12 protein-coding genes and 1 pseudogene are annotated in these 17,186 nt (G+C 71.9%); 4 read left to right on the top strand and 9 right to left on the bottom strand.

Translation table 11 applies throughout. From position 1 onward, the window contains the following. Nucleotides 1-264 precede the first annotated feature (264 nt). Nucleotides 265-2,259, top strand: a complete 1,995-nt coding sequence (locus AB0F98_RS22940) for a TRAP transporter fused permease subunit (protein ID WP_357738975.1) — start codon at nucleotides 265-267, stop codon at nucleotides 2,257-2,259. Beyond that, nucleotides 2,256-3,275, top strand: a complete 1,020-nt coding sequence (locus AB0F98_RS22935; RefSeq protein WP_357738486.1) for a TAXI family TRAP transporter solute-binding subunit — start codon at nucleotides 2,256-2,258, stop codon at nucleotides 3,273-3,275. Before AB0F98_RS22940 ends, AB0F98_RS22935 begins: the two co-directional genes overlap by 4 nt. Before the next feature lie 28 nt (nucleotides 3,276-3,303). Here the strand turns inward: AB0F98_RS22935 and AB0F98_RS22930 are convergent, their stop codons facing one another. Together AB0F98_RS22930 and dnaG are read right to left on the bottom strand one after the other, a co-directional pair. Then, complete coding sequence (locus tag AB0F98_RS22930; protein WP_357738483.1) at nucleotides 3,304-3,840, bottom strand: hypothetical protein; 537 nt, start codon at nucleotides 3,838-3,840, stop codon at nucleotides 3,304-3,306. Next, nucleotides 3,841-5,709 carry a DNA primase gene (gene dnaG, locus AB0F98_RS22925; protein ID WP_357738479.1) on the bottom strand — a complete coding sequence of 623 codons (1,869 nt, stop codon included), beginning with the start codon at nucleotides 5,707-5,709 and terminating at the stop codon, nucleotides 3,841-3,843. 192 nt (nucleotides 5,710-5,901) lie between these two features. Here dnaG and AB0F98_RS22920 point away from each other — a divergent pair, with 192 nt between their 5' ends. Beyond that, on the top strand, nucleotides 5,902-7,041 hold the full coding sequence (locus AB0F98_RS22920) for a low temperature requirement protein A (protein ID WP_357738474.1): 1,140 nt from the start codon (nucleotides 5,902-5,904) through the stop codon (nucleotides 7,039-7,041). 47 nt (nucleotides 7,042-7,088) lie between these two features. Here AB0F98_RS22920 and AB0F98_RS22915 read toward each other — a convergent pair whose 3' ends face one another. The 7 genes from AB0F98_RS22915 to ppdK form a co-directional block, all read right to left on the bottom strand. Beyond that, nucleotides 7,089-7,340 (bottom strand): helix-turn-helix transcriptional regulator, encoded by a 252-nt coding sequence (locus tag AB0F98_RS22915; protein ID WP_076473468.1) that lies wholly within the window; start codon nucleotides 7,338-7,340, stop codon nucleotides 7,089-7,091. Between the two features lie 10 nt (nucleotides 7,341-7,350). Then, on the bottom strand, nucleotides 7,351-8,202 hold the full coding sequence (locus tag AB0F98_RS22910) for an ABC transporter permease (RefSeq protein WP_357738469.1): 852 nt from the start codon (nucleotides 8,200-8,202) through the stop codon (nucleotides 7,351-7,353). Further along, the gene (locus AB0F98_RS22905) at nucleotides 8,199-9,173 is read right to left on the bottom strand and encodes an ABC transporter ATP-binding protein (RefSeq protein ID WP_357738466.1); all 975 of its coding nucleotides are present in this window, start codon (nucleotides 9,171-9,173) and stop codon (nucleotides 8,199-8,201) included. The genes AB0F98_RS22910 and AB0F98_RS22905 overlap by 4 nt, the downstream gene beginning before the upstream one ends. A gap of 154 nt (nucleotides 9,174-9,327) precedes the next feature. Continuing rightward, nucleotides 9,328-10,158 carry a siderophore-interacting protein gene (locus tag AB0F98_RS22900; protein ID WP_357738463.1) on the bottom strand — a complete coding sequence of 277 codons (831 nt, stop codon included), beginning with the start codon at nucleotides 10,156-10,158 and terminating at the stop codon, nucleotides 9,328-9,330. A 15-nt stretch (nucleotides 10,159-10,173) separates the two neighbouring features. Next, nucleotides 10,174-11,448 (bottom strand): deoxyguanosinetriphosphate triphosphohydrolase, encoded by a 1,275-nt coding sequence (locus AB0F98_RS22895; RefSeq protein WP_357738460.1) that lies wholly within the window; start codon nucleotides 11,446-11,448, stop codon nucleotides 10,174-10,176. A 9-nt stretch (nucleotides 11,449-11,457) separates the two neighbouring features. Beyond that, nucleotides 11,458-11,808, bottom strand: a complete 351-nt coding sequence (locus AB0F98_RS22890) for a VOC family protein (protein WP_355143379.1) — start codon at nucleotides 11,806-11,808, stop codon at nucleotides 11,458-11,460. 197 nt (nucleotides 11,809-12,005) lie between these two features. After that, nucleotides 12,006-14,714: a pyruvate, phosphate dikinase gene (gene ppdK, locus AB0F98_RS22885; protein ID WP_357738456.1), complete on the bottom strand. Its 2,709-nt coding sequence runs from the start codon at nucleotides 14,712-14,714 to the stop codon at nucleotides 12,006-12,008. Nucleotides 14,715-15,023: 309 nt separating this feature from the next. On the opposite strand from ppdK, the pseudogene AB0F98_RS22880 reads away from it, so the two are divergent. Beyond that, nucleotides 15,024-16,631 (top strand): annotated as a pseudogene (locus AB0F98_RS22880) (beta-N-acetylhexosaminidase); the annotation flags it as partial. Between the last annotated feature and the right edge of the window lie 555 nt (nucleotides 16,632-17,186).

Genomic DNA, 17,186 nt, shown 5'->3' with positions numbered 1-17,186 from the left:
GACGGTTCGCCGCCGACGCCCCGCCGCCCCGCCTCGACGGAGGCCATGAACGGCCCGGCCCAGGCCGCGAACGAGCCGGCCGAGACCGCTCCAGGCCCGGCCCGCGCGTCCGCGGATTCCGACCCGCCGGGCGACATCGTCCACCCCGGCCTGGACGCCATCGCGGACGAACAGCACGGTGGGCAGCCCGGCGGCGCGGCGCGGCGCGATCCGGACGGGTTGCCCGAACTGGCCGCACAGTTCGAGGACGAGAAGCCCGGCCGGATGCTCACCGGCTCGGCCAACCTGCTCGTCGGCACGGCGGCGGTGGCCGTCGGCGTACTCGCTCTCTGGCAGGTCTTCCGGCCGTTGCCCCAGGGCAGCAAGTACTACCTCATCATCTTCCTGGCGGGTGTCCTGCCGCTGGTCTTCCTCGCCTACCCCTCCGGCCTGCGGCTCCGGCCGGGCCGCGGCGGTACGGCGGCAACCCGGTCGCGGCCCACCGCGGCGGACTGGTCACTCGCCGCGCTCGCGCTGGTCGCCTGCCTCTACCCGGTGTTGCCGATCCCGTTCGGCTCGGGCGGCGGCGGCTACGACGCCTTCCTCGACCGGCAGGGACTGCTCGCCCCGGCCGACCTGGTGATGGGCACCGGGCTGCTCGTGCTGCTGCTCGAGGCATGCCGGCGCACCACCGGTTGGATCCTTCCCGCGGTCTGCCTGCTCTTCCTCGGCTACGGCTACTACGGCGGTCTGCTTCCGCAGTCCTGGCCGGTGGCCCATGCCGGGCTCGACTTCAGCCAGATCGTCGACGCCTTCTACAACTCCGACAGCGGGTTCTACGGCACCCCGCTGGACGTCGCCGCGTCGTACATCGTGCTCTTCACCATCTACGGCGCCGTACTGGACCTCTCCGGCGCGGGCCGGTTCTTCGTCGACCTGTCCACCGCGGCGTTCCGCCGGTCCCGCACGGCCGCCGGGCGGACGGCGGTCGCCTCCGGGTTCCTGCTCGGCACCGTCTCCGGTTCCGGAGCGGCGACGACGGTCAGCATCGGGGCTGTGACCTGGCCGATCCTGCGGCGGGCCGGCTACCCGGCGGAACGGGCCGGCGGCATGCTGGCGGCCGCCGGAGTGGGCGCGATCCTCTCCCCGCCCACGCTCGGCGCGGCGGCGTTCATCATCGCCGAGTACCTCGGCGTCTCGTACCTGCAGGTGCTCGGCTGGGCGACCGTGCCGACCGTCCTCTACTACCTCGGCATCCTGCTCTCCGTGGAGATCGACGCCCGCCGTTCGGGCGTACGGTCGGTGTCCGTCGACGCGGCCTCCCCGTGGCGGCTGCTCGGTCGGTTCGGCTACCACTTCGCGTCCCTGATCGTCATCATCGTGCTGCTCGCCGTGGGCATGTCGGCCACCCGGGCGGTGGTGCTCGCGACCGTGCTGGCCGCCGCACTCTCCTTCCTGGACCGCGGCCACCGGCTCACCCCGCGCCGGCTGGCGAGCGCCCTCGCCGGTGGCGTACGTGGAGTGCTGGCCGTCACCGCCGTCTGTGCCGCCGCGGGAATCATCACGGCGACCACCACGAAGACCGGGCTCGGTCCGCAGGCGGCGGCGCTGCTGGTGGACGGCGCCCGGGCGGTCACCGACGATCCGGTCGTGGTGCTGGTGCTGACCGCGGTGCTCGCCGCGCTCGCCCTCACCCTGCTGGGGCTCGCCGTGCCGGTCACCGCCTCCTTCGTTATCGGCTGGGTGATCATCGGGCCGGCACTGCTCAACCTGGGGGTGGCCACGCCGGCTGCGGCGATGTTCGTCTTCTACTTCGCGGTGCTCTCCGAGGCGTCCCCACCGACCGCGCTCGCCGCCGTCGCCGCGGCCGCGGTCACCGGCGGCCGGTTGGTGCCGACCATGTGGCAGACCCTGCGCTACGCGCTTCCGGCGTACCTCATTCCGATCGCCTTCGTGATCACGCCCGCGGGGCTGGGGCTGCTCGGCATCGGTGGGCTACGACAGATCCTGACGGCCACCGTGGTCCTCGCCCTCAGTGTCGCGGTACTCGCCGTCGCGGCCGGTGGTTGGCTGCCCGGAGTGGGACCGGCCGGTGCCCCGGAACGTGTGCTCGCCGCGCTGGCCGGGGTGATCCTGCTCCGGCTGGAGCCGGTGTCGGTGGCGATCGGTGTCGGACTGTCCGTCGCGGCGATCGCGGGGGTGCTCGTACGACGCGGATCCGCCGGTCGGTCCGGCGGGCAGGCCGGGACACCGGCTGAGCTGAGGGAGGTAACACAGTGAGCGGGAGAAGCGTTCGGCTCCTCGCGGGCGTGAGTGTGCTCGCCGTCGCGGCCGCGGGAGTGGCCGGTTGCGGCGGCCGGCAGGGCGGGGCGGCCCAGGACGACACCGCCAGTGAGGTCACCTGTGAGGTGGCCCGGGACACCCGGGTCGGCATCGCGACCGGGAACTCGACAGGCGTCTACTACGTGGTCGGCAACGCCCTCGCCGGTCAGCTGCCCGCTGCCACCGGCGGCCGGCTGACCGGCACCGCCGCCGAGACGGGCGCTTCGGTGCAGAACATCGAGCAACTCGTCGCCGGGCAGTACGACGTCGCCTTCTCGCTCTTCGACACGGCGGTCAACGCCGTCCAGGGCAAGGAGAGCTTCACCTCCGCGCAGCCGGTGCAGGCGCTGGCCCGGATCTACGACAACTACACCCAGGTCGTCGTACGCAACGACGCCGGCATCTCCTCGGTCGCCGACATGCGCGGCAAGCGGATCTCCACCGGCTCGCCGAAGTCCGGCACCGAGGTGATCGCTCACCGGCTGCTCCAGGCGGCGGGCCTCGATCCGGCGAAGGACATCCAGGCGCAACGACTGGACCTGACCAAGACGGTCGAGGGGATGAAGGACGGCAGCATCGACGCCTTCTTCTGGTCCGGCGGGCTACCCACCGGCGGGTTGACCGACCTGTTCACCACCGCCGGCGACAAGGTGCGGTTCCTCGACATCACCCCGCTGCTGCCGAAGATGGCCGAGCTGAACCTGGCCTACCAGGCCGGCACCATCGGTCGGGACGCGTACCGGACGGCGGCGGACACTCCGACGATCGTGGTGCCGAACGTGCTGCTGGTGCGCACGAATCTGGACGCCAACGTCGCCTGTGCCATCACGCGAACCCTGTTCGAGCGCAAGGACGCGTTGGCCCAGGCGAACCAGGCCGCGAAGGGGATCTCGTTGGAGAACGCGCGGCGCACCGACCCGGTGCCGCTGCACCGGGGCGCGGAGAAGGCGTTGCAGGACCTGGGCGCCCGCTGACCCGCAGCCGTCGGACGCTCCCGCCGGATCAGACGTCGGCGGGAGCGGTCGCGGCTCGGGCCGCCACCACCAACCGGTCGGTCTCGGCGGTCACCTCGGCGTCGTCGGGCGGGGTCCCCGGGTCGTAGCGGACCGTCCAGGTCAGACCGTCGACGCCGGGCGCCCGGCGGGCGGCGATCCGGCCGGCACCGCCGGTCATCCGGTGGTGCTGGGTGTACGCGACGGACCGGGTGACCCGCGCCCGCACCTGATGCGGCACGTCACCCGGGTCGAGCAGCAGGTACGTCTGCGGGGCGGCGTCGGCGACCACCAGGTAGCCGTCCCGCTCGGCGACCAGCTCGGCCGGCGTGACGGTCAGCTCCCGGCCGGACCAGCCCGCCTTGATCAGTTCGTGCCAGCCCAACCGCTCCTGCCGGCCGGGCAACCAGAGCCCGAGGTTGGTGGCGACCAGGACGCCGCCGTCCGCGCCGTCTCCGGCCGCGGCCCAGGCGAGCACCCGTTCGTCCCGTTCGAGTGGTGGCCGGTCGGCCGGGCGCAGCTTGGGCCGACGGTTGAACAGTCCCATCTACAGCCCTCCCGCGGCCTGTTCCCGCAGCGCCCGCGCGTGCTGCTCGAGCGAGAGCAGCTCACCGAAGAGCGCGAAGTACTCGTCCTTGTTGCTGATCGGGTTGATCCGTTGGATCCGGGACTTGAGGTCCTTGATCCGGGCGGTCACCGACCCCCACTGCAGCCGGGCCACGGTCACCGAGACGTACCGGGGGTCCGGCTCGCCGTCGATCCGCAGCGGCTCGACGGCGAGTTCCGCGACGAGCGCCTGTCCGGCGAGGTCGGCACAGGCGTCCCGGACCGACTCGATCCACACCGCCCCGCCGGGCGCGGCCGCCGCCCCGCCCGCCGCCGCGATCGCCTCTCGTACCGCCACGTGGACGGGGTGCCGGTATTCGGAAGCCTCCACCGCGTCGAACATCGGGCCGGCGAGCACCGGCTGCTGGAGGGCGAGCTTCAACGCCTCACGCTCGACCATCGACTGCGGACTGTCCAGGGCGGGCCCGGCGGCGGGTCGGGGCGCCCGCGCGGTCGTCTCCCGGCCGTCCGCGCCCGATGCCGCGCTCTGCACCGCTCGCTGCACCGGCTCGATCTCCATGCCCAGGTCGCCGGCGAGCTTACGGATGTACTCCGGCCGCTTCTCCCGGTCCTTGATCTTGGCGACCAGCGGTGCGGCCCGGCGCATCGCCTCCACCCGCCCGTCGACGCTGTCGAGGTCGTAGCGGCCGATGACGTGCCGCAGCGCGAAGTCGACCAGCGGCTCGCGGCGCGCGACCAGGTCACGTACCGCCAGGTCGCCCTTGGCCAGGCGCAGCTCGCACGGGTCCATGTTGTCGGGGCTGACCGCGATGAAGGTGCGCCCGACGAAGCGCTGGTCGTCGTCGAACGCGCGCAGGGCGGCCTTCTGCCCGGCGGCGTCCCCGTCGAAGGTGAAGATGATCTCGCCAGCGACGGCGTCGGTGTCGAGCAGGAGCCGGCGCAGTACGCCGATGTGGTCGGCGCCGAACGCGGTGCCGCAGGTGGCGACGGCAGTGGCGACGCCGGCCAGGTGACAGGCCATCACGTCGGTGTAGCCCTCCACGACGACCACTTTGCCCTGCTTGGCGATCTCCCGTTTGGCCTGGTCGATGCCGTAGAGGACGTGCGACTTCTTGTAGAGCGGCGTCTCGGGGGTGTTCAGGTACTTCGGGCCGTCGTCATCGTCGAAGAGCTTGCGCGCGCCGAAGCCGATCACGTCTCCGGTGAGGTCCCGGATCGGCCAGAGCAGCCGGCGGCGGAAGCGGTCGATGAGCGAGCCCGACCGGGCCGGACGGGACAGCCCGGCGGTGACCAGTTCGTCGGCGGTGAAGCCTCGCTGGCGCAGATGTTTGGTGAGCTGGTCCCAGGCGTCCGGGGCGAAGCCGCAGGCGTACCGCTCGGCGGCCGCGCGGTCGAAGCCGCGCGAGGCCAGGAACTCGCGGGCCGGTCGGGCGGCGGCGGTGGTGAGCTGGGACTGGTAGAACTCGACCGCGGCGGCGTGCGCGGCGACCAACCGCTGCCGCTGCCCCTGCTGTGGCCGGCTCCGCGACGGGCCCGAGTCGGTCTCCATGTACCGCAGCTGGATCCCGGCGCGGCCGGCGAGCCGCTCGACCGCCTCCACGAAGCTGAGATGGTCGGCATCCATCAGGAACTTGATCGCGTCGCCGCCCGCCCCACAGCCGAAGCAGTACCACACGTTGCGTGCCGGCGACACGTTGAACGAGGGGCTCTTCTCGTCGTGGAACGGGCACAGCCCCTTGAGGTTGCCGCCGCCTGCGGACCGGAGCGTCACCGTCTCGGAGATGATCTCCTCGATCGAGGTGCGCTCGCGGACCAGCGCGATGTCCTCGTCCCGGATTCGCCCCGCCATCGGCCACCCCCTCGGGTTACATCCTGCCCTGCCGGATCGATGATGCGCCGCCGGGGGCACGCCGGGGTGAGCCGGATCGCGAGCAGCTTGTCCATTCCGTCACAGGTACCGGCCCGGTGCGGCGAGCATGGGCAGATGAGGAGGTGGCAGACGCGGACGGCAGGATGGGGCCGACGGGTCCTGGGTCGGCCGATGGCCACCGCTGACGAGGCCGGCCACCGGCACGCCACCTGGTTCGAGCTCTTCTTCGACGTGATCTTCGTCTTCGCCCTGGCGGCCGTGGTGGACCGGCTCGGCGAGGACACGACCCCCCGGTCGAGCAGCGTGATCACGCTGTTCGGGCTCTTCCTGGTGGTGCAGTGGGCCTGGGTGGGGCACGCCTACTACGCCACCCGGTACGAAGCGGATGATCTGTCGCACCGGCTGTTGCTACTGCTCGCGCTGCTCGGTGCCGGGGCGATCACCCTCGGGGTGGACGAGGTGCCCACCGGCGAGATGCTGCCGGTCGGCTACCTGATCGTCCGTGGCGTGCTGCTCCTGCTCTACCTCCGGGGCCATCCCACCACCGAGGTGGCCCGGGCGGGCACCCTCGTCTATCTGATCGGCTTCGGGCTCGGCTGGCTGATCTGGCTGGCCTCGCTGGCCGCCCCCGGGCATCTGCGGCCCGCGTTCTGGATCACCGGCACGGCGGTCGAGCTCGTCACACCCTGGGTCGGCTACCGATGGCTGAGCCGGTGGCCGGTGGACGTCCGGCACCTCCCGGAACGGGTCGGCCAGTTCATCATCATCGTGCTCGGCAGCACGGTGGCCAATCTGCTCGCCACGGTGCCGAACCACCCCGACCAGAAGATGGCCCTCACCGCGGCGCTGGCCTTCACCGTGCCGGCGGCGATCTGGTGGATCTACGCCACCTTCGTCACCAGCGGCATCCCCATCCACCGGCTGCGCGGCGGCCAGCCCTACGCCTACCTGCACTACCTGCTCGGTGGCGGCCTGCTGCTGCTCGGCTGGGCGCTCGGGCAGGTGGTCCGGACGGTCCATCGCGACGAGGCCCTGACCACGGAGGTACGCCTGCTGCTCGCCGGCTCGACCACCCTCTGGCTCCTCTGCGGGCTGGGCCTGTACTGGCTGTCGATCCGGGTCGCGCTCGGTGCCACCCTGCTCGCCGCGTGCGGGATCGGCTCGGCCTGGGCGATCACCTTGATGGCCCCCTCGCCGTTCCTGGTGCTGGTGCTGCTCTGCGCGGCGATCGTCGGGTATGCGGTGCTGTTCACCTTCATGCTGGGCAGGGAACGGATCGCCCCGGGGACGGAGCTCACCGCTACGGACTGACCCGGCATCCGAGGCGGGTCGCCGCGGCGCGCCGAGCCGGCCGGCGCTCACGCCGAACGGCCGACCTCCGCCGGGGCGTCGCCGATGCGAGGGAACGGTTCGATCGAGAAGACCACCTCGACCGGCACCTCGAAGTACGCGGCGATCCGCAGCGCCAGGTGCAGGCTGGGCCGGAACTCGCCCCGCTCCAGGTAGCCGACCGTCTGGTAGTGCACACCCAGCGCGTCGGCGAGCTGCCGCCGGGAGATGCCCCGCTCGGCCCGCAGCACCGCGATGCGGTTGTGCACGGTCTCGCTCATCGACGTCCTCTCAGATGATCTGTTGCATGGCCCGCTCCCGGCGTGCGGCCACCCGCGAGCCGGACTCGCGGCGGGCCATCCGCCGGAGCACGACGGGGGCCAGCACGAGCCCGAGCACCGCCCACGCGCCGAGCACGCCGAACGTCTCCAGGTGCCGCCACGACCCGCCGACCTCGACCGCGGCCAGCGCGTCCGGCAGCAGCGCCGAGCGCATGCCCAACCCTAGCCAGTAGACCGGGAAGGCCTGGGCGACGGCCTGGAGCCAGCCGGGGTAGCCGTTGATCGGGTAGAAGATGCCGGAGAGCGCGATCAACCCCATCATCGGCAGCATGACCAGCCCGAGGTTGCGCGGGTTCTCGATCAGCGACCCGATGACCGCGCCGAGGGGCAGGGTGGCCACCAGGCCGAGCACCACCACCCAGAGAAGGGTGAGCCAGGCCGACGCGCTGGTCAGCCGGAGTCCGTCCACGAGGAAGAGCGACGGGACCAGCTGGATGAGCATGCTCACCAGTGCGACCGTCGACATCAGGGTGAGCTTGCCGACGAGGTAGCCGAGCATGCCGTTCGGGGTGGCCTTGGCCCGCAGCAGCGTGCCGTCCTCGCGCTCGACGACGAGCTGCTGGGCGAGCGTGATCAGGCCACCGAAGGCCAGCCCCATGCCGAGGACGCTGGGCAGCGTACGGGAACCGAGGGAGAAGTCCGTGCCGGGCACCGTGGCTCCACGCATGAAGAAGATGGTGACCAGCAGGACCAGGGTCGGAAAGACGTAGCCCCACAAGTCCTGTGCGTTGGTGAAGGTGTTGCGCAGCTCCGTCATGCCGCGCTGGAATCCGGCCCGGACGGCCACCGCGGTCGGGTTCATCGCTGCCTCCCCTGCTGCCACGCCCGGGCCGCCGCGCCGCCTCGGGCCCCGGACTCCTGCTCGTAGACCAGTGCCATGTACGCGTCCTCCAGGTTGGGCCGGCGGACCTCCAGCTCCTGCACGTCGTCGCCGTACTGCCGGAACAGGTCGCGGAGGAAGGCCGTGGCGTCGGCTGCGGAGTGGACGAAGCGCTCGCCGTCCCGGGTCCAGCGGATCTCCGCGTTCCCGGCGACCCGGCGGGACAGCTCGTCCGGCGAACCGTCGGCGATGATGCGGCCGCCGGCCAGGATGAGGATCCGCTCGGCGAGCTTCTCCGCCTCGTCCAGGTCGTGCGTGGTGAGCAGGATCGTGGTGTCGTCCAGGTCGGCCAGCCGGTGCACCAGCTCGTGGAACTCGCGACGAGCGGCCGGGTCGAACCCGACCGTCGGCTCGTCCAGGAAGAGCAGCTCGGGGCGGCCCACGATGCCGACGGCCACGTCGAGCCGACGCCGTTGCCCCCCGGAGAGCTGGCCGACCCGCTTGCGGGCGTGCTCGGCGAGACCGACGGCGTCCAGCAGCTCGTCGACCGGCCACGGCCGGCGGATCCGGTCGGTGGAGTAGGGGGCGTAGAAGGAGCCCAGATGCGCCAGCAGCTCCCGGACCCGCCACTTGCCGTGGTCACGCCAGGACTGGAGCACCACCCCCATCCGGGCGCGCCAACGCTCGTCGCCCCGGCTCGGGTCGACGCCGAGGACCCGGACCTCCCCCGCGGAGCGCATCCGGAAGCCTTCGAGGATCTCGATGGTGGTGGTCTTGCCGGCGCCGTTCGGGCCGAGCAGCGCGAGCACCTCGCCGCGCCGGGCGGTGAGGTCGACGCCGTGCAGCACGTCGACGGTGCCGTAGCGCATGCGCAGGTCGCGGACGTCGAGAACGACGTCCGCGTCGGGCGGGTGCGGAGCGGCAACGGTTCCTGGGAGCTCGACGGCGGTCATGACCCCTCCCTGGCTGACGAACTACTGCGCCAGAATGTAGCATCCCTACTACATCTCGCGGTAGACGCACTGCTGCCCGTAGGTCTTCCACTTCGGGTCCGGAGACGCCGGTGGGGTGGGACCCCTGTCCCACCCCACGATGCGTACCGTCAGCTCAGGCGGCCAGCGCCTCCTCGGCCTCGGCCTGCCGCCGCCACTCGGGCTTACAGGCCCGCCAGCTCTCGTCGTCCATGCCCCGGCGCCAGTAGCCGGAGATGGAACACATCTCCCGGGGCACACCCCGCTCGACGCGCAACAGCCGGCGCAGTTCCTTCACGAACGTCGCCTCGCCGTGCACGAACGCGTGCACGGCGCCGGGCGGGAAGTCGAGCGTCCGTACGGCGTCCACGAGCACCTCGCCCACCGGCCGCGTGGCCCGGTGCAGCCAGTAGAGCTCGACCTCGCCCCGGCTGATCAGCGGCAACTCGTCGGCCGGGCCGTCGACCTCGACGAAGACCTTCGCCGACGCGCCGGGCGGCAGCCGCTCCAGCGACGCGGCGATCGCCGGCAGGGCGCTCTCGTCCCCGACCAGCAGGTGCCAGTCCGCCGCCGGGCTCGGGGCGTACGCGCCACCGGGGCCGACGAAGTAAACCGGATCGCCGGGACGCAGGCCGGCCGCCCAGGGCCCGGCGAGCCCCTCGTCACCGTGGTGCACCACGTCGACGGTGAGCTCCCCGGCTCGCGCGTCCCACGCCCGCACGGTGTACGCCCGCAGGCGTGGCCAGTGCGAGCGCGGCAGGTCCCGGCGGACGGCCTCCAGGTCGTACGGCGACGGGTGGGCCACCTGCGGCTGCGGGAAGACCACCTTGATGTAGTGGTCGGTGAACTCGCCCACCGGCAGGCCGGTCAGCTCCTCACCACCGAGAACCAGCCGGATCAGGCGCGGGGCGGGCCGCTCGACACGCGCTACCTCGGCCCTGGTGACCTTCGTACGGCGCTCCGTCATATTGGTTAGGCTACCCTAACCTCTTGCGGCGGCGGGGCGGGGTCCGCCATCCCTGGCCAGGCGAGCGTGCCAGGCGACCGCAGCGGGGTCGGTCAGCGAGGCGACCTGGTCGATCACCACACGTAGCCGCGCGTCGTCGTCCGGGGCCGCCCGCCACAGCGGGGCGAAGACCGGGTCGAGCCCCTCCGGCGCCCGGGCCACCAGAGCGGCGACCAACTCGGCGAGCACCTGCCGCTGCCACTCGTATCGGGCGCGCGCGCCGGGGCGACGCATCACATAGCGCAACGCGATCCCCTTGAGCAGCGCGCAGCGGGCCCGCACCTCCCGGGGCACCACCAGGTCCGCCGCGTACCGGCGGTGCGGGCCGGGGCCGAAGCGGTCCTCTGTCGCGGAGACCGCGGCGGAGACGAAGCGGCCGGTCAGCACGCTGGTGGTGGCCTTGAGCGCGGCCTGCGCACCGTGGCTGCCGTCGTACCCGGCGAGCGGGGCGAGCACCGGATCGGCGAGAAGCTCCACCAGCACCTCGCCGAGGTCGCCCGTCGACTCGCGGGAGTAGATCGCCGCCACGTCGGCACAGAGCGCGGCACGTTCGTCGGCGTCGTCGAGCAGTGGACGCAGCGACACGTACCCGCTGTGGATGCCGTCCTCGACGTCGTGGACCGAGTACGCCACGTCGTCCGCCCAGTCCATCACCTGCGCCTCCAGACAGCGCCGTTCCCCCGGCGGCGCGCCGGCACGGATCCAGCCGAACACGTCGGCGTCGTCGGCGTACACCCCGAACTTGCGGCGCGCCGGCCGGCGCGGCCAGGGGTACTTGCTGACCGCGTCGAGCGACGCACGGGTGAGGTTCAGACCGGCGGAGGAGCCGTCGGGGGCGAACACCTTCGCCTCCAACCGGATCAGCACGCGCAGCGTCTGCGCGTTGCCCTCGAAGCCGCCGCAGTCGCTGGCCAGCAGGTCCAGCGCGGCCTCGCCGTTGTGCCCGAACGGCGGGTGCCCGAGGTCGTGGGCGAGCCCGGCGACGTCCACCACGTCCGGGTCGCAGCCCAGCCGGGCGCCCATCTCCCGCGCGATCTGCGCGACCTCCAGCGAGTGGGTCAGCCGGGTACGCAGGAAGTCGTCGGTGCCCGCGGTGTGCACCTGGGTCTTCGCGGCCAGCCGCCGGAACGCCGCCGAGTGCAGCACGCGGGCGCGGTCCCGCTCGTACGGGGACCGGCCGTACCCGGTGTCCTTGGGCGCCTCCGTGACCCGCCGCTGCGCGTCCGGCGTGTCGAACGGCTGCCCGCTCAACCGGTCGTCCTAGTCACGTTGCCGGAGCACGCAGAACTCGTTGCCCTCCGGGTCGGCGAGCACCGTCCAGTCGACACCGGCCTGCCCGACGTCGACGTGCCGCGCACCCATGTCGACCAGCCGCTCGACCTCCGCCTCGCGGTCGTCGGGGCGCAGGTCGAGGTGGAGCCGGTTCTTGGTCTCCTTACCCTCGGTGACCGGCACGAAGACGATGCCGGGAAGTCGCTCCGGCGACTGCCGGATCTCCACCTCGTCGGGCTTCTCGGTGACGACCTGGTAGCCGAGGGCCTCGGCCCACCACCGGGCCAGCCGGGGCGGATCGTGGGCGTCGACGGTCAGGCTCTCCCAGACGCTGGTCATGCAGCCACCCTTCCGCAACGACGGAGTACGAGCGAGCCAAGGTTACGCCCGCGACCGCCGCACGGCTCGCCGGCGAACCCCGCTCGCGGGATGACAGTTCCCGGGTCGGGGCCGGGTGAATCCGCCCCGGCCACCCGGATCCGGCTCGCCGGACACCGCCGGCGGCGGGACGGTCGAACGCCCCGCCGCCGGTCCGGTCAGCGGCTGTCCGAGCCGGTCGTCTCCACGACGGCTCGACCGGCCTCCAGCCGTGCCACCGGCACCCGGAACGGCGAGCAGGAGACGTAGTCCAACCCGACGGAATGGAAGAAGTGCACCGAGTCGGGGTCGCCGCCGTGCTCGCCGCAGACGCCGAGCTTCAGCCCGGGCCGGGCGGCCCGGCCCTCCTCGGCGGCGATCCGGACCAGCCGGCCCACTCCCTCGGCGTCGATCGACTCGAAGGGTGAGATGCCGAAGATGCCCAGCTCCAGGTAGCGCCAGAAGAACGCAGCCTCCACGTCGTCGCGGGAGAACCCCCAGCCCATCTGGGTAAGGTCGTTGGTGCCGAAGGAGAAGAACTCCGCCGCCTCGGCGATCTGCCCGGCGGTCAGTGCCGCCCGCGGCACCTCGATCATCGTGCCGATCAGCACCTCGACACCGCTCTCCCCGACCACCTCCGCGATGATCTTCTCGGCCTCGGCGCGTACCGTCTCCAGTTCCTGCACCGCGCCGACCAGCGGGACCATGATCTCTGGGCGGGCCGACCCGCCGTCGCGGACGACCGCGACGGCGGCCTCGACGATCGCGCGGACCTGCATGGCGAACAGGCCCGGGATGACCAGGCCGAGGCGTACGCCGCGCAGGCCGAGCATCGGGTTCTCCTCGTGCATCCGCCGCACGGCGGCGAGCAGCGCCTCTTCCTTGGCCACGTCCTCGCCGCGCTCCTGGGCCACCGCCACGTTGACCGCGAGCTGCTCCAGCGGCGGCAGGAACTCGTGCAGCGGTGGGTCGATCAGCCGGACGGTGACCGGCAGGCCGTCCATCGCCTTGAAGATCTCCACGAAGTCGGCCCGCTGCAACGGCAGCAGCGCGCCGAGGGCGTTCTCGCGTTCGTCGTCGGTGCGGGCCAGGATCAGCCGCTCGACCAGCCCCCGCCGGTCGCCGAGGAACATGTGCTCGGTCCGGCACAGCCCGATGCCGCCAGCGCCGAAGCGCCGGGCCCGGGCCGCGTCCTCGGCCGTGTCGGCGTTCGCGCGTACGCTCAGCCGCCGCCGTTGGTCGGCGTGCGTCATGATCCGGTGTACGGCCCGGACCAGCGGATTGTCGCTCTGCTCGGCGTCGAGCGTGCCCTCGAAGTACTGCACCACCTCGGACGGCATGACGGGCACCTCGCCGAGGTACACCTTTCCGGTCGTGCCGTCGATCGAGATGACGTCGCCCTCTCCGACGGTGTGCCCGCCCACGATGAACCTCCGCTGCGGGATGTTCACGTCCAGCTCGTCGGCACCGGAGACACAGGTCTTGCCCATCCCCCGGGCCACGACGGCCGCGTGGCTGGTCTTGCCGCCCCGCGAGGTGAGGATGCCCTTGCTCGCGATCATGCCGTTCAGGTCGTCCGGGTTGGTCTCGCGGCGGACCAGGATCACCGACTCACCCTGGGCGGCCAGTTCGACGGCCCGGTCGGAGCTGAAGACCGCCTTGCCCGACGCCGCGCCCGGTGAGGCCCCGACGCCCTTCGCCACCGGGTCGAACTCGTGGTCGAGCCGGAACCGCGGGAACATCAGCTGGGCCAACTGCGCGCCGTTGACCCGGTGCAACGCCTCGTCCAGGTCGATGAGGCCCTCGTCGACGAGCTGGCCGGCGATGACGAAGGCGGCGGCCGCCGTACGTTTGCCGACCCGGGTCTGCAGCATCCAGAGTTTGCCGCGCTCGATGGTGAACTCGATGTCGCAGAGGTCCCGGTAGTGCTCCTCCAGCCGGGCCATGTAGCCGAGCAGCTCGTCGTAGGACTTCTTGTCGATCCGCTCCAGCTCCTGCAGCGGCACGGTGTTGCGGATGCCGGCGACCACGTCCTCGCCCTGGGCGTTGGCGAGGTAGTCGCCGTAGATGCCCTGGGCGCCACTGGCCGGGTCGCGGGTGAACGACACGCCGGTGCCGGAGTCCGGGCCCAGGTTGCCGAAGACCATCGCCACCACGTTGACCGCCGTGCCCAGGTCGGCCGGGATGCGCTCCTGTCGGCGGTACACCACCGCGCGCTCGGCGTTCCATGACTCGAAGACCGCCCGGATGGCCAGGTCGAGCTGTTCCCGCGGTTCCTGCGGAAACTCGCGCCCGGTGTGCTTGGCGAAGATCTTCTTGTACGCGTCGACCAGCCCGCGCAGGTCGTCGGCGGCCAGGTCGAGGTCGTCCGTGGTGCCCCTGGCGCGCTTGGCCTCCTCCAACGCGTGCTCGAACTCCTCGCCCGGCACGTCGCAGACGGTCTTGCCGAACATCTGGATCAACCGGCGGTACGAGTCCCAGGCGAACCTGTCGTTCCCACCCGCCTGGTTGCTGAGGCCGACCACGCTGCGGTCGTTCAGGCCCACGTTGAGGACGGTCTCCATCATTCCCGGCATGGAGAACTTCGCGCCGGAGCGGACGGAGACCAGCAGCGGGTCGTCCGGGTCGCCGAGGCGCCGGCCCATCTCCCGCTCGAGGGCCTCCAGGTGCGCCTCGATCTGTTCGGCGAGCCCGGCCGGTTCCGCACCGGTGGCGAGGTACGCCTTGCAGGCCTCGGTGGTGATCGTGAAACCGGGCGGCACCGGCAGACCGAGGTTGGTCATCTCGGCCAGGTTGGCGCCCTTGCCGCCGAGCAGGTCCTTGAGGTCCTTGTTGCCCTCGGCGAAGTCGTAGACGTACTTGTGATCGACCGTATCTTGCGCTGCCACCAGAGCCTCCCGCGCGCCATCGACACTTAACGAAGGTTCAGTTCGGACATACCCCGGGCGCGATCACCGTTAATCACGGCGTCGTCAGCGATCGGTGGGCGAAGGTTAAGCGAACATCGGGTGGCCTGGGGCCGTTCGGTGACAATAGGCACAGCCATCACCACTATCCGCGTTCGTACCGGTTTTTGGGAACGGTCCCACGCGCATGATCACGCAGGAGCCACTGCCCGCCGTACCCTTGACGGCACGCATTTCGGTGAACGTCATATTTGCCACAACCGACGCGAATACACCCCCGGAGCCGCCGCCGTGTCGTCCCTCCCCTCCGCCGCCGACCGCGAGCAGATGTCGCTGCGCACCCCCGCCGCCGGTGACCTCGCCCGGACCGCCGCCCAGGTCGCCGGTGATCTGCTGACCCCCACCACCCCGCCACGACTCACCGACGTCGTGCCCATGCCGGAACAGGTACGTCCGGACCCGGCCGACGACCACCAGCTGGCCGCCGACACGGAGATCCGGGCCAGCGCCGGCACCGCCGCGCTCGCCGTCGCCGAGCACCTCGCCGGACTGCTGCGGCCGGCCACCGGCTACCCGCTGCCGGTGACCGACACGACCGATCGGGAAACGGACACCGGGGTCGTCCTCGCGCTCACCGAGGACGACGCGCTCGGCGCCGAGGGCTACCGGCTCGCTGTGACCCGCGCCGCCGTACGGATCACGGCAGCGACCCCGGCCGGCCTCTTCCACGGCGTACAGACCCTGCGTCAGCTCCTACCGCCCGCCATCGAGAGCCGCACACCGGTCGCCGAACGCTGGGTGCTGCCCGGCGGATCGATCGTCGACCGGCCGCGGTACCCCTACCGGGGCGCGATGCTCGACGTGGCCCGGCACTTCTTCCCGGTCGCCGACGTACTCCGGGTCATCGACCACCTGGCCCGATACAAGCTCAACCGCCTGCACCTGCACCTCACCGACGACCAGGGCTGGCGGATCGCCGTACCCGGCTGGCCCCGCCTCACCACCGTCGGGGCCGCGACCGAGGTCGGCGACGGGCCGGGCGGGTACTACACCACCGCCGACTACCAGCACATCGTCGCGTACGCCGCGGCCCGGCACATCACCGTCGTACCCGAGATCGACCTGCCCGGACACACCAACGCCGCGCTGGTCGCATACGGTGAACTCGCCCCGGACGGCGTCACGCCACCGCCGTACACCGGCACCGAAGTGGGCTTCAGCTACGTCGACCCGACGAACGAGCGGACGTACGAGTTCATCGCCGACGTGCTCGGCGAGGTGGCCGCGAACACCCCCGGCCCGTACCTGCACATCGGTGGCGACGAGGCGTTCAAGGTGAAGGGCGCGACGTACACCGGCTTCGTCGAGCGGGTGCAGCGCATCGTCGCCGACACCGGCAAAACTGTGGTCGGCTGGCACCAGATCGCCCCGGCCGCGCAGGCCGAAGGACGGATCCTCCAGTGGTGGGGCACGAACGGCGACGACCCCGCCACGGCAGAGGCGGTACGCCGGGGTGCACGGCTCATCCTCTCCCCCGGCAACCACGCCTACCTGGACATGAAGTACGCCCCGGACACCCCGCTCGGACACGACTGGGCCGGCCTGATCGACGTACACCGGGCGTACGACTGGGACCCGGACAGCCACGTCGCCGACGTACCGGCCGAGGCGGTGCTCGGCGTGGAGGCGCCGCTCTGGACCGAGTCGGTGACCTCGCTGCCGGAGATCGAGTTCATGCTGTTCCCCCGGCTGCCCGCGATCGCGGAACTGGGCTGGTCACCGAGGTCGGCGCACGATTGGGCCGGGTTCCGGGAGCGGCTGGCCGGGCACGGCCCGCGCTGGGCGGCCGCCGGGATCACGTACCACGCGACCCCGGAGATCCCCTGGCCGGCAACCCCGGCCGGAGCCACCGCTCCAGCGACCACACCACCCGCAACCACCGATCCGGTGACGACCCGGCCCGCCGCCGCCGCAACGGCGCCAACCACCGATCCGGTGACGACCCGCTCCGCCGCCGCCGCGACGGCACCAACCACCGATCCGGTGACGGGTACCGCGCCGATCCCTACCCAGACGACAGCGGAAACCGCGACCGACCCGGTCTGACACCCCATCGGCGAGTCGGCCGGATCGCCGAGACCGGCGGGATCGGCGGGATCGGCGGGATCGGCGGGATCGGCGGGATCGGCGGGATCGGCGGGATCGGCGGGATCGGCGGGATCGGCGGGATCGGCGGGATGATCAACTCGGGTTCATTGAAGTCGGGGTGTCCCAGACGCTGGGTTACCGCGACTTCATTGAAGGCGAGTCGATCACGTCACGCGCCGACCTCACCAGGCCGGTTTGTCCGGGTCGGCAGGGCGGCTGGGCGCGTGGAATATCCGGTATCGGGGTGGGCGTCCCGTGCCCGAGGCCACCCCCGCCGCGGAATCATGCCGGGGGCCGGGTCGTTGA

The sequence above is a fragment of the Micromonospora sp. NPDC023737 genome, from assembly GCF_040639715.1.
Taxonomy (GTDB): Bacteria; Actinomycetota; Actinomycetes; order Mycobacteriales; family Micromonosporaceae; genus Micromonospora.
Note: the sequence above shows the minus strand (reverse complement) of the source record. Positions and strands in the feature narration are given on the sequence as shown.

What these genes read in the sequence shown, in the direction of transcription:
- AB0F98_RS22940 (WP_357738975.1), top strand. Translation starts at nt 265, where the DNA reads ATGCTCACCGGCTCGGCCAACCTGCTCGTCGGCACGGCGGCGGTGGCC.
- AB0F98_RS22930 (WP_357738483.1), bottom strand. Translation starts at nt 3,840, where the DNA reads ATGGGACTGTTCAACCGTCGGCCCAAGCTGCGCCCGGCCGACCGGCCA.
- dnaG (WP_357738479.1), bottom strand. Translation starts at nt 5,709, where the DNA reads ATGGCGGGGCGAATCCGGGACGAGGACATCGCGCTGGTCCGCGAGCGC.
- AB0F98_RS22920 (WP_357738474.1), top strand. Translation starts at nt 5,902, where the DNA reads ATGGCCACCGCTGACGAGGCCGGCCACCGGCACGCCACCTGGTTCGAG.
- AB0F98_RS22915 (WP_076473468.1), bottom strand. Translation starts at nt 7,340, where the DNA reads ATGAGCGAGACCGTGCACAACCGCATCGCGGTGCTGCGGGCCGAGCGG.
- AB0F98_RS22910 (WP_357738469.1), bottom strand. Translation starts at nt 8,202, where the DNA reads ATGAACCCGACCGCGGTGGCCGTCCGGGCCGGATTCCAGCGCGGCATG.
- AB0F98_RS22905 (WP_357738466.1), bottom strand. Translation starts at nt 9,173, where the DNA reads ATGACCGCCGTCGAGCTCCCAGGAACCGTTGCCGCTCCGCACCCGCCC.
- AB0F98_RS22900 (WP_357738463.1), bottom strand. Translation starts at nt 10,158, where the DNA reads ATGACGGAGCGCCGTACGAAGGTCACCAGGGCCGAGGTAGCGCGTGTC.
- AB0F98_RS22890 (WP_355143379.1), bottom strand. Translation starts at nt 11,808, where the DNA reads ATGACCAGCGTCTGGGAGAGCCTGACCGTCGACGCCCACGATCCGCCC.